Source organism: Pseudomonas canadensis, from assembly GCF_030980095.1.
GTDB lineage: Bacteria > Pseudomonadota > Gammaproteobacteria > Pseudomonadales > Pseudomonadaceae > Aquipseudomonas > Aquipseudomonas canadensis.
This window is the reverse complement of sequence record NZ_CP133298.1, coordinates 222,399-239,489: the sequence shown is the minus strand read 5'-3', so window position 1 is coordinate 239,489 and position 17,091 is coordinate 222,399. Positions and strand designations below refer to the sequence as shown.

At 60.9% G+C, this 17,091-nt stretch carries 15 protein-coding genes; 13 read left to right on the top strand and 2 right to left on the bottom strand.

Annotated features, from left to right (window positions below; translation table 11 throughout):
• Positions 1-166 precede the first annotated feature (166 nt).
• Positions 167-1,093 (bottom strand): serine O-acetyltransferase EpsC, encoded by a 927-nt coding sequence (epsC, locus tag RB216_RS01085; RefSeq protein WP_028615293.1) that lies wholly within the window; start codon positions 1,091-1,093, stop codon positions 167-169.
• Positions 1,094-1,257: 164 nt separating this feature from the next.
• Here epsC and RB216_RS01080 point away from each other — a divergent pair, with 164 nt between their 5' ends.
• From RB216_RS01080 to RB216_RS01020, 13 genes are all read left to right on the top strand, one after another.
• Positions 1,258-2,253: a D-cysteine desulfhydrase gene (locus RB216_RS01080; protein ID WP_308908212.1), complete on the top strand. Its 996-nt coding sequence runs from the start codon at positions 1,258-1,260 to the stop codon at positions 2,251-2,253.
• 281 nt (positions 2,254-2,534) lie between these two features.
• Positions 2,535-3,329: a cystine ABC transporter substrate-binding protein gene (gene tcyJ / locus RB216_RS01075; protein WP_308908211.1), complete on the top strand. Its 795-nt coding sequence runs from the start codon at positions 2,535-2,537 to the stop codon at positions 3,327-3,329.
• Positions 3,329-3,994, top strand: a complete 666-nt coding sequence (gene tcyL, locus RB216_RS01070) for a cystine ABC transporter permease (RefSeq protein ID WP_010214112.1) — start codon at positions 3,329-3,331, stop codon at positions 3,992-3,994. The genes tcyJ and tcyL overlap by 1 nt, the downstream gene beginning before the upstream one ends.
• Before the next feature lie 2 nt (positions 3,995-3,996).
• On the top strand, positions 3,997-4,743 hold the full coding sequence (gene tcyN / locus RB216_RS01065) for an L-cystine ABC transporter ATP-binding protein TcyN (protein ID WP_016974987.1): 747 nt from the start codon (positions 3,997-3,999) through the stop codon (positions 4,741-4,743).
• A 372-nt stretch (positions 4,744-5,115) separates the two neighbouring features.
• The gene (locus RB216_RS01060; RefSeq protein ID WP_236317807.1) at positions 5,116-5,880 is read left to right on the top strand and encodes a hypothetical protein; all 765 of its coding nucleotides are present in this window, start codon (positions 5,116-5,118) and stop codon (positions 5,878-5,880) included.
• 187 nt (positions 5,881-6,067) lie between these two features.
• A complete protein-coding gene (locus RB216_RS01055) occupies positions 6,068-7,309 on the top strand; it encodes an SfnB family sulfur acquisition oxidoreductase (protein ID WP_028615289.1) in 1,242 nt (413 codons plus the stop codon).
• Positions 7,310-7,333: 24 nt separating this feature from the next.
• The gene (locus RB216_RS01050) at positions 7,334-8,527 is read left to right on the top strand and encodes an SfnB family sulfur acquisition oxidoreductase (protein WP_028615288.1); all 1,194 of its coding nucleotides are present in this window, start codon (positions 7,334-7,336) and stop codon (positions 8,525-8,527) included.
• Positions 8,527-9,906 carry an LLM class flavin-dependent oxidoreductase gene (locus RB216_RS01045; protein ID WP_068937739.1) on the top strand — a complete coding sequence of 460 codons (1,380 nt, stop codon included), beginning with the start codon at positions 8,527-8,529 and terminating at the stop codon, positions 9,904-9,906. Before RB216_RS01050 ends, RB216_RS01045 begins: the two co-directional genes overlap by 1 nt.
• Positions 9,903-10,718, top strand: a complete 816-nt coding sequence (locus RB216_RS01040) for a MetQ/NlpA family ABC transporter substrate-binding protein (RefSeq protein WP_308908210.1) — start codon at positions 9,903-9,905, stop codon at positions 10,716-10,718. The genes RB216_RS01045 and RB216_RS01040 overlap by 4 nt, the downstream gene beginning before the upstream one ends.
• Positions 10,715-11,830: a methionine ABC transporter ATP-binding protein gene (locus RB216_RS01035; RefSeq protein WP_028615286.1), complete on the top strand. Its 1,116-nt coding sequence runs from the start codon at positions 10,715-10,717 to the stop codon at positions 11,828-11,830. Before RB216_RS01040 ends, RB216_RS01035 begins: the two co-directional genes overlap by 4 nt.
• Entirely contained in the window at positions 11,820-12,464 is a 645-nt protein-coding gene (locus RB216_RS01030) for a methionine ABC transporter permease (RefSeq protein WP_027607841.1), read from the top strand. Before RB216_RS01035 ends, RB216_RS01030 begins: the two co-directional genes overlap by 11 nt.
• Before the next feature lie 90 nt (positions 12,465-12,554).
• On the top strand, positions 12,555-13,388 hold the full coding sequence (locus RB216_RS01025; RefSeq protein ID WP_308908209.1) for a hypothetical protein: 834 nt from the start codon (positions 12,555-12,557) through the stop codon (positions 13,386-13,388).
• A gap of 851 nt (positions 13,389-14,239) precedes the next feature.
• Positions 14,240-14,866, top strand: coding sequence for a class I SAM-dependent methyltransferase (locus RB216_RS01020; protein ID WP_068937735.1), 627 nt, complete (start codon positions 14,240-14,242; stop codon positions 14,864-14,866).
• 40 nt (positions 14,867-14,906) lie between these two features.
• Here RB216_RS01020 and RB216_RS01015 read toward each other — a convergent pair whose 3' ends face one another.
• Complete coding sequence (locus RB216_RS01015) at positions 14,907-17,090, bottom strand: glycoside hydrolase (RefSeq protein WP_308908208.1); 2,184 nt, start codon at positions 17,088-17,090, stop codon at positions 14,907-14,909.
• Position 17,091 lies beyond the last annotated feature (1 nt).

Sequence of the window (17,091 nt, the reverse complement as noted above, 5' to 3'; positions counted from 1 at the left end):
AACGAGCATTCAAGTTAAACATGGATAGGCGGTTTGGGACTAATCGCAGGGCTGAGTGGTAGGTCATTCCTACACTAGCTCAAGGAAAGGTATGACGGATGGAGATGGCAAATCGTTCAGCGATTTCGGCGTGAAACGCGCACAAACATGTGGGTCCGTGTTCGACTTATTTTTGCGTGCCATCATCATGCTGCAGATTGGCCTGGGTGATATTCGCCCCCGCCGGCACGCTTCGGGTCAGCCACACATTACCGCCGATGGTCGAACCCTGGCCGATGGTGATGCGCCCCAGGATCGTCGCCCCGGCGTAGATCACCACGTCATCCTCGACGATCGGGTGACGAGGGTGGCCTTTCTGCAACTGCCCGTCTTCGTCCGCCGGGAAGCGTTTGGCGCCCAACGTTACGGCTTGGTAGATGCGCACGCGCTCACCGATGATCGCGGTTTCGCCGATCACCACACCGGTCCCATGGTCGATAAAGAAACTTGGGCCGATTTGTGCGCCGGGGTGGATATCGATACCGGTGGCCGAGTGGGCGATCTCTGCGCTGATCCGCGCCAACAGCGGCAGGCCGGCGCGGTACAGATGGTGGGCCAGCCGATGATGAATCACCGCCAGGATGCCGGGGTAGCACAACAGCACTTCATCCACGCTGCGCGCGGCCGGGTCGCCGTGATAGGCCGCCAATACGTCGGTGTCCAACAGGCTGCGCAGGGACGGCAGGGCCAGGGCGAAATCCTGGATCAGGCGGATGGCGAGCGCGTCGACTTCGCTGTCATCTTTAGCGCCTTGGCGTGCGGCGTAGCGTAGCTCCAGGCGGGCCTGGCCGAGCAAGGCATTCAAGGCGACGTCGAGGGTGTGGCCGACGTAGAAGTCTTCACTCTCTTCACGCAGGTCCACCGGCCCCAGGCGCATGGGGAACAGTGCGCCGCACAACGACTCTAGAATCTGCGCCACAGCCTCGCGGGACGGCAGCTCGCGCCCGCCATGCTCGCCACTCAAGCGGCCATTGCGCGTTCGCCACTGGTCCCGGGCACTGCGCAGTTGGCCGACGATGGTCTGTAATTGCCAATGACTGGAACGCTCACTCACGGTATTCACTCCTGACGAAATGCCCATCACTTTACGGTATGCACCTTGGTCGCCCTTAAGAACCAATGGTGTGATACTAAGAACCATCCGGAATAAGCGATTGCGGTTGCCCGATGAAAAGTGCCTGCCTATAGTCGCCTCATACTCATCAACCGTGCGTAGCCATGATCAAACAACAGCTCGACCGTTTTAACCGCCTGGAACTGCTGGGCGGCGTCACTGCCCTGGAAAAACTCGAGCGGCTGTCGGCCTGGTTGGGCAGGGATATCTACGTCAAACGCGACGACACCACGCCGCTCGCCATGGGCGGCAACAAGCTGCGCAAACTCGAATACCTCGCCGCCGATGCCATCGCCCAAGGCGCCGACACGCTGGTGACCGCCGGCGCGATCCAGTCCAACCACGTACGCCAGACTGCCGCGCTGGCCGCCAAGCTCGGCCTGGGCTGCGTCGCCCTGCTGGAAAACCCCACCGGCACCGAAGACCCCAATTACCTGGGCAACGGCAACCGCCTGCTGCTGGAACTGTTCGACGCCAAGGTGGAGTTGGTGGAGAACCTTGATAACGTCGACGGCCAGCTCAACGCCCTCGCCGACCGCTTGCGCAGCAACGGCAAGAAGCCGTACCTGGTGCCTATTGGCGGTTCCAATGCCCTCGGCGCCCTCGGCTATGTCCGCGCCGGGCTGGAGCTGGCCGGGCAGATCGAAGACAGTGGCATCGAGTTCGCCGCCGTGGTCTTGGCCTCCGGCAGTGCGGGAACGCACAGTGGCTTGGCGTTGGCCTTGAGCGAGGTATTGCCAGACCTGCCCGTGATTGGCGTCACCGTCTCACGCACTGAAGAAGCCCAGCGTCCGAAAGTAGAGGGCCTGGCCGAGCGTACCGCCGAGTTGCTGGGTGTGGATATTCCCGAAGGCTTCAAGGTGATCCTGTGGGACGAATACTTCGGCCCGCGCTATGGCGAACCGAACGCCGGCACCCTGGCGGCGGTCAAGCTGTTGGCGAGCCAGGAAGGCCTGCTGCTGGACCCGGTCTACACTGGCAAGGCCATGGCCGGCTTGCTGGATGGCATCGGGCGTCAGCGCTTTGAGGACGGGCCGATCATTTTCCTGCATACGGGTGGGGCGCCAGCGTTGTTTGCTTATGGCGCCGCATTCAGCTGAAGGAACAGGGATTAAAATGTGGGGGCGGGCTTGCTCGCGAATGCGGTGTATCAGTCAACGCATATGCTGAATGACACTGCTCATTCGCGAGCAAGCCCGCTCCCACATTGAAACCGCCACATATTCCAAATATGAATATCAATTCAAATTTATATTATTTTCAAGTCTTAAAAACCCGCTTTATAGTCGCGCCGTAGGCGAAGACGCGCTACGCGCTTTAGGGCAGGATACGACTACTGCGTCACCTGCTTCGCTCAACATAAAAAACACAGGGGCTCTTCATGACTATTTCTGTATTCCGTCGCACATTGCTGGTGGGCACTTTGGGCCTGGCACTCGGGGCTGGCCTGATCGGCCAAGCGGTCGCGGGTGAACAGCTGGACAACATCAAGAAAGCAGGCGAGATCAAGATCGGCCTGGAAGGCACCTACCCGCCGTTCAGCTTCGTCGATGAAAGCGGCAAGCTCAGTGGTTTCGAAGTGGAGCTGTCCGAAGCGCTGGCCAAGGAGCTGGGCGTGAAGGTCAAGCTGCAAGCGACGCCATGGGACGGCATCCTCGCCGCCCTGGAATCCAAGCGTCTGGACGCCGTGGTCAACCAAGTGACCATCTCTGAAGAGCGCAAGAAAAAGTATGACTTCTCCAAGCCTTACACCGTGTCCGGTATCCAGGCACTGGTCCTGAAGAAGAACGTTGACGTGATCAAGACCGCCGACGACCTGGCCGGCAAGAAAGTCGGTGTGGGCCTGGGCACCAACTACGAACAATGGCTCAAGGACAACCAACCTAAAGCCATCATCAAGACTTACAACGACGACCCGACCAAGTTCCAGGACCTGCGCATCGGCCGCATCGACGCCATCCTGATCGACCGCCTGGCCGCCCTGGAATACGCCAAGAAAGCGCCAGATACCGCCGCCGCCGGCGACGCTTTCTCCCGTCAGGAAGCCGGTATTGCCCTGCGCAAAGGCGAGCCAGAACTGCTCGATGCGGTGAACAAGGCTCTCGACAAACTGCGCGCCGATGGCACCTTGAAGAAGCTGTCCCAGAAGTACTTCAACGCTGACGTCACTCAATAATGGAAGCAGGTTTCCAACTCGCGCTGGACTCCGCGCCCTTTCTGCTCAAGGGCGCGTATTACACGGTAATCCTCAGCCTCGGCGGGATGTTTTTTGGCTTGCTGCTGGGCTTCGGCCTGGCCTTGATGCGGTTGTCGCGCTTCAAGCTGGTGAGCTGGCTCGCCCGAGTCTACGTGTCGTTCTTTCGCGGCACGCCCTTGCTGGTACAGCTGTTTTTGATCTACTACGGCTTGCCGCAAGTGGGCATCGAGCTGGATCCGATCCCGGCGGCCATGATCGGTTTTTCGCTGAACATGGCGGCCTACGCCTGTGAAATCCTGCGCGCCGCCATCGGTTCCATCGAACGCGGCCAATGGGAAGCTGCGGCCAGTATCGGCATGACCCGTGCGCAGACCCTGCGCCGGGCCATCCTGCCGCAGGCCATGCGCACGGCCTTGCCGCCGCTGGGCAACAGCTTCATTTCGCTGGTCAAGGACACGGCGCTTGCCGCCACTATTCAGGTGCCCGAGCTGTTTCGCCAGGCGCAACTGGTGTCGGCGCGGACCTTCGAAATCTTCACCATGTATCTCTCCGCTGCCCTGATCTACTGGATTTTGGCGAGCATCCTGGCGCATTTGCAGAATCGCCTGGAAGACCGGGTCAACCGGCATGACCTGGAGTCCTAAGCATGATCGTGGTTGAAAAACTGACCAAACAATTCAAGGGCCAGGTGGTGCTCAACGGCATCGACCTGGAGGTCAAGGAAGGCGAAGTCATCGCCATCATCGGCCCCAGCGGTTCCGGCAAGACCACCTTCCTGCGCTGCCTGAATTTCCTCGAACAACCCACCAGCGGTCGTATCAAGGTGGGTGATATCGAGATCGACAGCAGCAAGCCGATCAACCAGCAGGCAAGCCTGGTGCGGCGCCTGCGCCAGCACGTGGGCTTTGTGTTCCAGAGCTTCAACCTGTTCCCCCACCGCACTGCGCTGGAAAATGTCATCGAAGGGCCCACCGTGGTCAAGAAGATGCCACGGGAAGCGGCTGACGCCCTCGGCCGCAAGCTGCTGGCCAGGGTCGGCCTGGCGGGCAAGGAGGACGCATATCCCCGGCGTCTGTCGGGCGGCCAGCAACAGCGCGTGGCGATTGCCCGTGCGTTGGCCATGGAGCCGGAGGTGATTCTGTTCGACGAACCCACCTCCGCCCTCGACCCGGAACTGGTGGGTGAAGTGCTGGCAACCATCCGCAGCCTCGCCGAAGAAAACCGCACCATGGTGATCGTCACCCACGAGATGAGCTTTGCCCGCGACGTAGCCAATCGGGTGATCTTCTTCGACAAGGGCGTGATCGTGGAGCAAGGCGAAGCCAAGGCACTGTTCGCCAACCCCAAGGAAGAGCGTACCAAACAGTTCCTGAGCAAGTTTCTCGCCCACTGACATCCCCTCCTGCAGGCGCTGGCTTGCCAGCGAAAAACGACAAGACAACGCGGTAAATCTGATGACCGCGTAATCGTTGACGTTCTTCGCTGGCAAGCCAGCTCCTACACGGGAATCGCTGCTCCAACAGGTAAAACACACCCACCGCATCCGCCCGAATATCCCCATACCAGTCAGACCCTTCTGAATATCTCCAAACCCGCTGTTTAGCCCTTTGCCGCCATTGACGCTCCGTGCCCAACCCTCTTATCTAGCGCCCAGAGGATTGGATCCTATCCCGGCTACTCACTGAATCGTTCTGTTCGGCCCACCGCGCTTGCCTGCGCCAAGGGTCCGGAGCGATTGCTGCTGGCTGCATCAAGGAGATTATTTATGACACACCCCCTGCTCACCGCCCCGACACTGCCCCAGGCCATCGGCGATGGCATCAATGCCCTGGCCGCCACCCACCTGCAGGTCGACATCGCCCCCTATCCCGGCATGGACGAAGGCGACTTGATTGAGCTGTTCTGGAATAACTGTTTTGCCGCTTCGCGTCGGATAACCGCCTGTAAGGTCGGCGCGTTCACTCACCTGCGGGTGCCGGAGAGTTTCGTGCTGGATGGCCCGGCCCGGGTGCATTACCAGGTGATGCAAGTCGGCCACTGCGCGGCCCGCTCTGCCGTCAGGCGGGTACGTGTGAAGACCTGTTGCCCGGGCGGCCAGCCTTCGCCCCTGTACCGCGACGAAAACCAGAACCTCGCCCCCGTGGGGTTGCCCGACACCATCCGCCGCTTCGGCGTCAACGCCAGCCAGGTGCGGCGCGGTATCCCGCTGACCATCGCGCCCTACCTGAACATGGACACTGGCGATGCGATCACCCTGCGCTGGGGCGATGTGCGCCTGGACCTGCCGAAGATCCAGGCCCTTGAGGTCGGCCTGGCGGTGCAGGTATGGGTGCCCTCCTCGATGATCACCGAAGCCGGCGACGACTGTCGGTTGGAGGTGACGTACTGCATTCTGGATCGCGTCGGCAACAACTCACGCTGGGCGCCCGCCCGGACATTACGCATTGCCGCCGAGGCGCCGCCCCGCCAGGCCGGGGCGGCGCTGATCTATCAACCGCGTCCACTGGGATCGCCCTGCGAACCTGGGTGACAGACCTTCTATGCATATTCCCAAAAGTTAGTTTATTTAAATATTTAACACGCTTAGGGTATATGCACCGGACCACCGGACATCGCTGATTTTTCTGTTTTTATTTCATTGAATGCGAGGTCGGTATGGTCAGGATTACCCCGGTGCACAACGCCAGGGCATTACGTGCAGCCAAGGAGCGGCGCTGATGTCTAACTTGGCTCAAACACCCCCCCAGAGCGATCTGGACATTGCCCCCCTGCTGTTGCCAGCCGCCGTGCTGCGCAACGATGCAGAGGCGCTGAAGGCTGCCCATGAACTCGCCCAGGCTGCGCGCCTGCAAGCCGCCAAGCGCGACCAGCAACGCAAGCTGCCATGGGCACAGATCGAACAGTTCACCCGCAGTGGGTTGGGCAGTATTTCCATTCCCCGTGAATACGGCGGCCCACAGGTGTCTTTCGTGACCCTGGCCGATGTGTTCGCGATCATCAGTGCGGCAGACCCAGCCCTCGGGCAGATCCCGCAGAACCATTTCGGCATCCTGCACCTGTTGCAGGGCGCCGCCACCGATCGCCAGAAAAAACAGCTGTTCCAGAGCGTCCTCGACGGCTGGCGCATCGGCAATGGCGGCCCGGAACGCGGTACCAAAAACACCCTGGAACTCAAGGCGCGCATCACCGCTGAGGGTGACGGCTATGTGATCAGCGGCCAAAAGTTCTATTCCACCGGTGCGCTCTTCGCCCACTGGGTTGCCGTCAAGGCACTCAACGATGACGGCAAGCAGGTCATGGCCTTCGTGCGTCGGGGTGCCGACGGCCTGCGCATCGTCGATGACTGGTCCGGCTTTGGCCAACGCACCACCGCCAGCGGCACCGTGTTGCTGGACCAGGTGCCGGTCGATGCCGAGTTGGTCGTGGAAAACTGGCGCATCGGCGAAACCCCGAATATCCAGGGCGCCGTATCCCAATTGATCCAGGCGGCCATCGACGCCGGCATCGCACGCGGCGCACTGGATGACACCATCGCCTTCGTACGTGAACGCTCACGCCCATGGATCGATGCCAAGGTCGAACGCGCCAGCGATGACCTGTATGTGATCGCCGATATCGGCAAGCTGAAAATCGAACTGCACGCCGCCGAAGCCCTGCTGCGCAAGGCCGGCCAGGTGCTGGACCAGGTCAGCGCTGCGCCGATCACCGCGCAGTCTGCGGCCCGTGCGTCGATTGCCGTGGCCGAGGCCAAGGTGCTGACGACCGAGGTATCGCTGCTGGTCAGCGAAAAACTCTTCGAGCTGGCCGGTAGCCGCGCGACCCTCGCCGAATTCAACCTCGACCGCCACTGGCGCAACGCCCGCGTGCACACCCTGCACGACCCGGTGCGCTGGAAATATCACGCCATCGGCGCCTATCGACTGAACGGCACGTTGCCGGCTCGTCACTCCTGGATTTAACCGACCAGACCTCTGGAGAACACAATGACTGTCTCTACTCACGTCGCGGTTATCACCAGCGACGAACAAGCCCTTATTGTCGCCAGCGACCTGGCCGAAGACTTCCGCCGCGACAGCGCCCAGCGCGACCGCGAGCGCCGCCTGCCGCTGCCTGAGCTGGATGTATTCTCGCGCTCCGGACTGTGGGGTATCAGCGTGCCCAAGGAGTACGGTGGCGCGGGTGTGTCCAACGTCACCCTGGCCAAGGTCATTGCACTGATCGCCCAGGCGGATGCTTCCCTGGGCCAGATTCCTCAGAACCATTTTTATGCATTGGAAGTGCTGCGCGTAAACGGCAGCCCGGCGCAGCAAAAACGCCTGTACGCCGAAGTCCTCGCCGGCCAACGCTTCGGCAACGCGCTGGCGGAACTGGGCACCAAGACCGCTCACGACCGCGTAACCTCCATCACCCGCGACGGTGACGGTTTCCGTATCAGCGGTCGCAAGTTCTACTCCACCGGCGCGATCTACGCGCAACGCATCCCTACGTCGGTGGTGGATGAACAGGGCGTGCAGCAACTCGCCTTTGTGCCGCGCGATAGCGAAGGCCTGAGCGTGATCGACGACTGGAGCGGCTTCGGCCAGCGCACCACCGGCAGCGGGTCGGTAGTGTTCGACAACGTGTGGGTCGCCGCGCAAGACGTGATCCCGTTCCAGAGCGCCTTTGAACGCCCCACAACCGTCGGCCCCCTGGCGCAGATTCTTCACGCCGCCATCGACACAGGCATCGCGCGCGCGGCCTTTGAGGATGCGTTGCACTTTGTGCGCACCAAGACCCGCCCGTGGATCGACTCCGGCAACGACAAAGCCACCGAAGACCCTCTGACCCTGAAAAGCTTCGGGCACCTGAGCATCCGCCTGCACGCCGCCGAGGCGCTGCTGGAGCGCTCGGGTGAATTCCTCGACCGCGCCCAGGCCGACAGCAATGCCGAGACGGTTGCGGCCGCCTCGATCGCCGTCGCTGAAGTACGCGCCTTGAGTACCGAAATTTCCCTGGCCGCCGGCAGCACCTTGTTCGAACTCGCCGGCAGCCAGGCGACCCTGGCCGAGCACGGTCTGGATCGCCACTGGCGCAACGCCCGCGTGCACACCCTGCACGACCCGGTGCGTTGGAAGTACCACGCGGTGGGCAATTACTACCTCAACGATGAAAACCCACCGCTGCGGGGGACCATCTGATGGCTAAGAAGAAAATCCTGCTCAATGCCTTCAACATGAACTGCATCGGGCACATCAACCACGGCCTGTGGACCCATCCACGGGACACGTCCACCCAATACAAGACCATCGAGTATTGGACCGAGCTGGCCAAGACGCTGGAACGCGGGCTGTTCGATGGTTTATTCATCGCCGATATCGTCGGCGTGTATGACGTTTATCAGAACTCGATAGACGTACCGCTCAAAGAGTCGATCCAGTTGCCGGTGAATGACCCGTTGCTGTTGGTCTCGGCCATGGCGGCCGTCACCCAAAACCTCGGCTTCGGCCTCACCGCCAACCTCACCTACGAGCCGCCGTATCTGTTCGCCCGGCGCATGTCCACGCTGGATCACCTGAGCCGTGGCCGGGTCGGCTGGAACATCGTCACCGGCTACCTCGACAGCGCCGCCAAGGCCATGGGCCTGACCGAGCAGGTCGAGCACGACCGTCGCTACGACCAGGCCGACGAGTACCTGGAGGTGCTGTACAAGCTCTGGGAAGGCAGCTGGGAAGACGGCGCGGTGCTCAACGATCCGCAGGCGCGGGTATATGCGCAGCCCGGCAAAGTGCACAAGGTCGAGCACCACGGCGAGTTCTACCAGGTGGAGGGTTATCACCTGTGCGAGCCCTCGCCGCAACGTACGCCAGTGCTGTTCCAGGCCGGCAGTTCGGATCGGGGGTTGCTGTTCGCCGGCCGGCATGCCGAGTGCGTGTTTATCAGCGGGCAGAACAAGGCGGCGACCAAGGTCCAGGTGGACAAGGTGCGTGCCAGTGCGGTCGAGGCCGGGCGCAATCCGGATGACATCAAGGTGTTCATGGGCCTCAACGTGATCGTGGGCGCCACCGAAGCGCTGGCCTGGGAGAAGCACGCCGAGTACCTGAGCTACGCCAGTCCGGAAGCGGGCGTGGCGCATTTCTCGGCGTCTACTGCGATTGATTTCGCCCAGTACGAGCTGGACGAACCGATCCAGTACGTGAAGAGCAACGCGATCCAGTCGGCCACCAAGAACCTGCAGAACAACGACTGGACCCGGCGCAAGTTGCTGGAGCAACACGCCCTGGGCGGCCGCTACATCACCCTGGTCGGCTCGCCCGAACAGGTCGCCGACGAGCTGGAATCCTGGATCAGCGAAACCGGCCTGGACGGCTTCAACCTCACGCGCATCGTCACGCCGGAAAGCTACGTGGACTTCATCGACCTGGTGGTGCCGGAGCTGCAAAAACGCGGGTCCTACAAGACCGCGTACGAGACCGGCACGCTGCGCGAAAAAGTCTTCCACGGCAGCGCCCGTCTACCCGAACAACACACCGGTTCCACCTACCGCCAAACGGCTTCTCTGACTGGAAATACCCTATGAAAAAGACACTGCTCGCTCACCCAGTCAAAGCACTGGCCCTGGCTTTCGGATTGTTCAGTTCGGCGGTGTTCGCCGCCGATGCGCCGTTGAAAATCGGCACCACTGCGGCCTTTGCGATTCCTCTTGAAGCCGCCGTGGCCGAAGCCGGCAAGCAAGGCTTGAACGTCGAGCTGGTGGAATTCACCGACTGGATCGCGCCGAACGTCAGCCTCGCGGCCGGCGATATCGACGTGAACTACTTCCAGCACATCCCGTTCCTGGAAAACGCCAAGGCCGCTGCCGGTTTTGACCTGGTGCCGTACGCGCCGGGGATCATCAACAACGTCGGCCTGTATTCGAAGAAGTACAAGAGCATCAACGACCTGCCCCAAGGCGCCAGCGTGGCGATTGCCAACGACCCGATCAACAGCGGTCGCGGCCTGCAATTGCTGGCCAAGGCCGGGCTGATCACCCTCAAGCCGGGCGTGGGCTACAAGGCCACCGAAGAGGACATCGTTTCCAATCCAAAGAAGATCAAGATCCTGCAGGTTGAGGCCGTGCAACTGGTACGCGCCTACGACGACGCCGATCTGGTGCAGGGCTACCCGGCGTATATCCGCCTGTCCAAGACCTTCGATGCCGAGTCGGCACTGCTGTTCGACGGCCTCGACCACCCGGAATACGTGATCCAGTTCGTGATCCAGCCGAAAAGCAAAACCGACCCTCGGGTGATCAAGTTCGTCGATATCTACCAACATTCGCCGGTCGTGCGCGCCGCGTTGGACAAATCCCTGGGCAAGCTCTACCAGGTCGGCTGGGAAGATAAAAAATGACCGCCGCCAACGCCCAACTGCGCGACCTGGGCCTGCCGCCCAGGGACGCCGAGCAGACCGAGCTGCATCCTGACCTGAACCGCGCCCATGTACGCTTTATCAACTTGGGCAAGACCTACGACGGCACCGTGCACGCCTTGCAAGGCATCGACCTGGCGATCCAGCGCGGTGAAGTGTTCGGCATCATCGGCCGCAGCGGTGCCGGCAAGTCGTCGCTGATCCGCACCATCAACCGCCTGGAGCAACCCAGCAGCGGGCGCGTGCTGATCGATCAGGTGGACATCGGCGGCTTCGATGAAGACCGCCTGGTGGAACTGCGTCGGCGCATCGGCATGATCTTCCAGCATTTCAACCTGATGTCGGCCAAGACGGTGTGGCAGAACGTCGAGTTGCCGTTGAAAGTGGCGGGCGTGCCGAAGCTGCAACGCGAGCAAAAGGTACGCGAGTTGTTGGAGCTGGTGGGCTTGCAGGACAAACACAAGTCTTACCCGGCGCAACTGTCCGGCGGGCAAAAACAACGCGTGGGTATCGCCCGTTCGCTGGTGCACGACCCGCAGATTCTGCTGTGTGACGAGGCCACGTCGGCCCTGGATCCGGAAACCACCCAGTCGATCCTCGGCCTGCTGCGCGAGATCAACAAGCGCCTGGGCTTGACCATCGTATTGATCACCCATGAGATGGCAGTAATCCGCGAAATCTGCGACCGCGTGGTGGTGTTGGAACACGGGCATATCGTTGAACAAGGCCCGGTGTGGCAAGTGTTCGGCAACCCGCAGCATGACGTCAGCAAAACCCTGCTGGCGCCGCTGCAACACGGGCTGCCGGACGAGTTGCAGAGCCGTTTGCAAGCCACACCGGCATCCGCCGACGCCGCCGTGGTGCTGCGCTTGCAGTTCACCGGCAGCGATACCGACGAGCCGGACCTGGCTGCGCTGTTCAGCGCCCTCGGCGGGCGCGTGCGTTTGCTGCAAGGCGGCGTGGAACGCATCCAGGGACATGCCCTCGGGCAACTGCTGCTGGCGGTAAGTGGATCGACCCACGACGCCAACGAGCTGCGCATCCGCGCCGGCAATTGGGCACAACAGGCGGAGGTGCTGGGCTATGTGGTTTGATCGTTTAGTGCAGGGCGCCATCGACACCTTGTTGATGGTCGGCGTGTCGTCGCTGATTGCGTTGCTGGTGGGTATCCCGCTGGCGGTGTTCCTGGTGACCAGCGACAAAGGCGGCATCTACCAGGCACCGACGCTTAACCGCGTGCTGGGGGCGTTCGTCAATCTGTTCCGCTCGATTCCATTCCTGATCCTGATGGTGGCGTTGATTCCGTTCACCCGGTTGATCGTCGGCACCACCTATGGCGTATGGGCCGCCGTCGTGCCGCTGACCATCGCCGCCACGCCGTTTTTCGCGCGGATCGCCGAGGTGAGCCTGCGTGAAGTCGATCACGGTCTGATCGAGGCTGCGCAAGCCATGGGCTGCCGTCGCTGGCACATCATCTGGCATGTGCTGCTGCCGGAAGCGCTGCCGGGGATTGTCGGCGGGTTCACCATCACCCTGGTGACCATGATCAACTCGTCGGCCATGGCTGGCGCGATTGGCGCGGGAGGATTGGGCGATATTGCCTACCGTTATGGGTATCAGCGCTTTGATACGCAGATCATGCTCACGGTGATCGTGTTGCTGGTGATTCTGGTGGCGGTGATTCAGTTGGGGGGTGATCGGTTGGCGCGGGTGCTGAACAAGCGGTGAGTACTGGTTTGTACCTGTTAACTCTGACAGTTGTTGCCTTTTTTCTTTTCGCCTCTAATCAGCCCATCTCTCTCCAAGGATGGGCTCAAGATGAACAAGCTCCTGAAGAGCTTCATAGGCTTGCTGCTGGCGGGCGCATTTGGGTTGAACGCCAACGCCGCCACGTACGTCAACCTAGGCCATGCGGCAGGCGAGCAGTGCGAAACCGCTAGCGTCAACGACAACGGTATCGCCGTCGGCAATTGCTCTCCTGCCAGTACCAGCGCCAACAACGTACCCTTTGTTGCAAACGTGAACACACCCAACTCGCAGACGCCACTGGCACCACTGCTTGCTCATCAACCCTGTTTCGTCAGCGTCGTCTCCACTGGTGGCTGGATTGGGGGTACCTGCAGCAATGCCAACAATGTCTACACGGCAGTGGTCTGGAACGCAGCGACGCCAGGCAGCCCACCGATTGCCCTCGCGCCGCTTCCGGGCACATTGCTGCGTGCCGCAGATGTGCGAACCACTATCACTGCGTTCAACCAGCGCGGAGACATGATTGGGTGGAGCATCAGCAGTAACGAAGAGCGCTCCACTGTCGTGTGGTTAGCCGGCAGTGGCACGCCTGTGCGAATTTTTTCGTCTCTGCTTGGGCTGCTCGGCTACAACGATAAGTGCATCCCCACCGACGTGAACAACACCCTGGTCAGCGGCTATCCCAGCATTGCCCTGAATTGCCCAGGCACAAACGGCATTACCACAGCCCAAATTGCCCAGGCGAATGCCTCCGGCTATGCCGTCACGTCCCTACCTATCGCGGGTGGGGCCAACCGCTGCACTGTCCGCGGCATCAATAACTCAGTGCAAGCGGTGGGTGATTGCGAGTACCCCCCAGGCCGACATCAACCTGACCCGGACGACTGTCTGGAACACGCCTAATACAGCACCGCTGACGCTGACCCTCGCGGTTAACTCCAAGAACGCCGGACTGGCAATCAACAACGTGGGAATTGCGTTGGTAGCTCGCCAGGATGCTACGGGCAGAACCAGCTATCTGACGTGGCTCCCCAGTGCTGGGGTGTTAGGCATTCAACTGATTGTCCCCCCCACCGGGGCGGTTTGGGCGCAAGCGTTCAGCGTCGCTGACAACAGCACCGTGGCGCTCAATAGCACTGACAGTAATCAATACAGCACTGGGTGTATCTGGGCGCCGGCGACGAGTAGTAATCCCGCGACTATCAGTTGCCTTGCCTCAATCGGTGGCGGCAAGAAAAACAAACTGAACGCGCTCTCGCAGAGCGGGAGTTATGCCGCAGGGGCGAATGTTGATAGTGCACAGAACCTGGATGCGGTGGTAGCGCCACTGCTGTGATGGGTGTGCAGTCAATGCTGTATTTGCGCACATGCGCGGTGAGGCCATAATTAACTGACTTTGGAAGACGAATAATATGTTCAACATCCTCAGCTTCGGCAGGTGCGCGACGCTTGTACTCATGTTTATGGCAACTGGTGTAGGCAATGCAGTAGCAACGCCGCTTAACGCCACTATACATCTTTATTTGGGAGAAACTTGTGCCTCCGTGGTTGAACCCACCCGTTCCGAGGGGCAGATCCTCCAGCTAGGCCAGCACATTAGCGACCCAATACAGCTCAGTTATTACCTTCGTGTCTTCGGTAATGAAATACGATCTGGAGGTATATACGATATAGATATCTGAGCCACTCACCGCCCCAAGCCTGTTAGCGAAACATGGGATATAGTCACCGATTAACCGCCCAAGTGTCTCGCTATGAAACTCGCCCCCGACGACCTCGACCAGATCACCTCCACCACCCTCGGCCACTACAACAAGGTGGCCGAGAACTTCCGTGAAGGCACCCGCGATCACGATGTGAGCCAGAACATCGACGCGCTGTTGCGACATATCCAGGGCACAGGGCCGTTTACCGTGCTGGATTTTGGCTGTGGGCCGGGGCGGGATTTGCAGACGTTTACGCGCATGGGGCATATCGCCGTGGGGTTGGACGGCTCGGAGCGGTTTGCGCAGATGGCACGGGAAGACAGTGGTTGCGAGGTGTTGCAGCAGGATTTCCTGAAGTTGGACTTGCCTGTCGAGCGCTTCGACGGGGTGTTTGCCAATGCGGTGCTGTTTCATATTCCCAAACAGGAATTGCCGCGCGTGCTCAAGCAGTTGCAGGGGGCGTTGAAGCCTGGGGGCGTGCTGTTCAGCTCCAATCCTCGGGGCGAGAATCAGGAAGGCTGGAATGGGCCGCGGTATGGGTCTTATCACGACCTGGAGGCGTGGCAAACGTTGCTCACCGCCGCAGGTTTTGTCGAATTGGAACACTACTACCGCCCCGCCGGGCTGCCTCGTGACCAGCAGCCTTGGCTAGCCAGCGTCTGGCGCAAACCCTGATCGCTTTTTGTGGCGAGGGAGCGTGCTCCCTCGCCACAGGTTATTTCACCTGATATACCTCGGCTTTTTCACCCTTCAGTAGCGCCGTCACACTCCGAGCGGCATACCCTGCTTTTTCCTCACTGGAAAAATTCGCCACCAACCGTGTTCCATCGGCAAACGTGGTTTCCTGCACCAACCGATCCGCTGTCAGCCAACGAAACCCGGTCAGTTCCTGCGTGGCCAAACGCTGATGCAGTGGGCGGAAAAAGGCATCCTGGCGTTGGATCAGTGGCAGTCGCTGCTTCAGGGTCGCAGCACTCAAGTGATACAGCGGCGGTACATTGTAGAGCAGTTGGGTCAGCTCGTTTTCTACCTGCACATTGCTCAGTTTCAGGCTATCGAACAACCAGTGATGGGTCGTGATCACCGAGCCATGGAACACCGCCTGATACAGCGGCAAGCGCATGCTCGGCTCAAAGTACAGCGTGCGAAACGGTTCCTTCAGCGGCACCGGCTTGAAGAACACCGCCGGCTGCTCCGGCGGGAACCAGTTACCGACGTAATAGGGTGACTGCTTGTCCTTGGTCATCGCTGGATCACCCCAACCGATCACCGGCGTCTGCATGCCATGGGCAAACAGAATGCCCTGTGCCGTGATGGCGTTGCCGTCTTCAGAACCTGTGGGCAACTTGAGCGCGGTATTGATCCAGCGGGAGGCGTCAATGTTGCCCTCGGCGTTTTGCGCCTGGGTCATCGGCGCACTGTCGCGGTAGCTGTCAAACACCATGCTGGTGGCGTAGGCATCCAGGAACCAGGCGTTGAAGCCGGCCTTGGCTTGGACGGCCTGCACCCGCGCCTCCAGCAACGACCGCACACAGCGCGGGTCGGTGTAGTGCCCGGACTGTTGAAAACCGGTCTTGAGCTTGCCGCCCTTCAACACAATCGCGCAGTTGCGGTAGGCATTACTGCCAAGGTGGGCGGTGGTCCAATCGGGGTTTTCCGTGGCAGATAACGCAGTTTCATAAGAGTCGTAGGGCGCCATCAGGAAACCCGCATCGACACCCGCACGAATCGCCTCGGGGTGCCACAGGCCGCCTTCCCAGCCTTCGCCAAGGGTCAGCAATACACGGGGCAAGCCGGCGTTGCTCAGCGATTGAATCACTGGGTTGCCCCAGGCTGACGGGTTTTCACTGAGGGCACCGGCAAAGTCCACGGCCAACTCGCTGCGCAATTCGCCATAGCGCGCAGCGAGCCGTGCCATATCGGGCTCTGCTATCTGCCAACTCTGCCGGGCCTTCTTGTTGATCGCTGCGTTCAGACCTCGCAGCAGCACCGTCTGCTCATAGCGGTTCAACGCCGAGGCCTGCGCCAGTACCTTGGCAGACTCCTTATCCAGCAAGCCTTTGAGTTCATGCCCACGCAAGCGCTTGAGCAGCAGCGGCCAGTCAAGCACATCCTCCAATGCCAGCAGGTCATTGCCCCAGAGGTAGATATGACTAGCGCCCAGCAACTTCTGCGCCTCGGGCGTCTGGCGCAGCTTGTCCGCCAAAGGCTCGTACCGCCCCTGCTCCACCAGCCACTGGCGATAGCGCTTGGCGCCGGCCAAAGGATCGCCATCGCCCAGATGCAACCGCAAGGTCATCGGCGCCCCAGGGTCGAGCGAGGTGAATTCATGGGCCAGGGACAGCGTCCGGTCCTGTTGCCAGCGCAGGCGATTGTTGTAGGGGTTGGTCAGCAACCAGTTGAGGGTAAACGTGCCATGGTCGACACCCCAAAGCGGCAGGCTGAGATCCTGGGTCGTATTGAGGTCGCCTTGCTCCCGCAGAAACGTTTTCCATACGGCGTTATCGGCGGGTACGTAATGCCCTTCGGCCAAAGGCCACATAAAGCCTTTGCCCAAGGCACTGGCCGGTTGTTGAAGAATGGGGATTTCACCCGTCTCACGCGCACGGATGGACAGCGCCAGGTCGCGCTGCTCAAGGGTAGCGCTCACACGAAAGGCACCGTCATCCCACTGCCAATCGGCCTGTTGGTCGCTGTGTGCAAGCTGACTGACAGCACGCGCCGCTACGCCGCTGGAAGCTTGTATTGTCGGTTGTCCGCCGGGGGTCACGCGGATCGCAAGGGTGGCCGGGTCGAGTTCGACCCGCCACAGCGCGTTTTCCAGAACGGTACCGGCCAAAGCCACGGGCGACAGCAACAGGGTGCAGACCAACAAACCGTGGCGCAGGAAGTGGGGCATG

What these genes read in the sequence shown, in the direction of transcription:
- tcyN (WP_016974987.1), top strand. Translation starts at nt 3,997, where the DNA reads ATGATCGTGGTTGAAAAACTGACCAAACAATTCAAGGGCCAGGTGGTG.
- RB216_RS01025 (WP_308908209.1), top strand. Translation starts at nt 12,555, where the DNA reads ATGAACAAGCTCCTGAAGAGCTTCATAGGCTTGCTGCTGGCGGGCGCA.
- RB216_RS01035 (WP_028615286.1), top strand. Translation starts at nt 10,715, where the DNA reads ATGACCGCCGCCAACGCCCAACTGCGCGACCTGGGCCTGCCGCCCAGG.
- RB216_RS01030 (WP_027607841.1), top strand. Translation starts at nt 11,820, where the DNA reads ATGTGGTTTGATCGTTTAGTGCAGGGCGCCATCGACACCTTGTTGATG.
- RB216_RS01015 (WP_308908208.1), bottom strand. Translation starts at nt 17,090, where the DNA reads ATGCCCCACTTCCTGCGCCACGGTTTGTTGGTCTGCACCCTGTTGCTG.
- tcyJ (WP_308908211.1), top strand. Translation starts at nt 2,535, where the DNA reads ATGACTATTTCTGTATTCCGTCGCACATTGCTGGTGGGCACTTTGGGC.
- RB216_RS01055 (WP_028615289.1), top strand. Translation starts at nt 6,068, where the DNA reads ATGTCTAACTTGGCTCAAACACCCCCCCAGAGCGATCTGGACATTGCC.
- RB216_RS01040 (WP_308908210.1), top strand. Translation starts at nt 9,903, where the DNA reads ATGAAAAAGACACTGCTCGCTCACCCAGTCAAAGCACTGGCCCTGGCT.
- RB216_RS01060 (WP_236317807.1), top strand. Translation starts at nt 5,116, where the DNA reads ATGACACACCCCCTGCTCACCGCCCCGACACTGCCCCAGGCCATCGGC.
- RB216_RS01020 (WP_068937735.1), top strand. Translation starts at nt 14,240, where the DNA reads ATGAAACTCGCCCCCGACGACCTCGACCAGATCACCTCCACCACCCTC.
- RB216_RS01045 (WP_068937739.1), top strand. Translation starts at nt 8,527, where the DNA reads ATGGCTAAGAAGAAAATCCTGCTCAATGCCTTCAACATGAACTGCATC.
- tcyL (WP_010214112.1), top strand. Translation starts at nt 3,329, where the DNA reads ATGGAAGCAGGTTTCCAACTCGCGCTGGACTCCGCGCCCTTTCTGCTC.
- RB216_RS01080 (WP_308908212.1), top strand. Translation starts at nt 1,258, where the DNA reads ATGATCAAACAACAGCTCGACCGTTTTAACCGCCTGGAACTGCTGGGC.
- RB216_RS01050 (WP_028615288.1), top strand. Translation starts at nt 7,334, where the DNA reads ATGACTGTCTCTACTCACGTCGCGGTTATCACCAGCGACGAACAAGCC.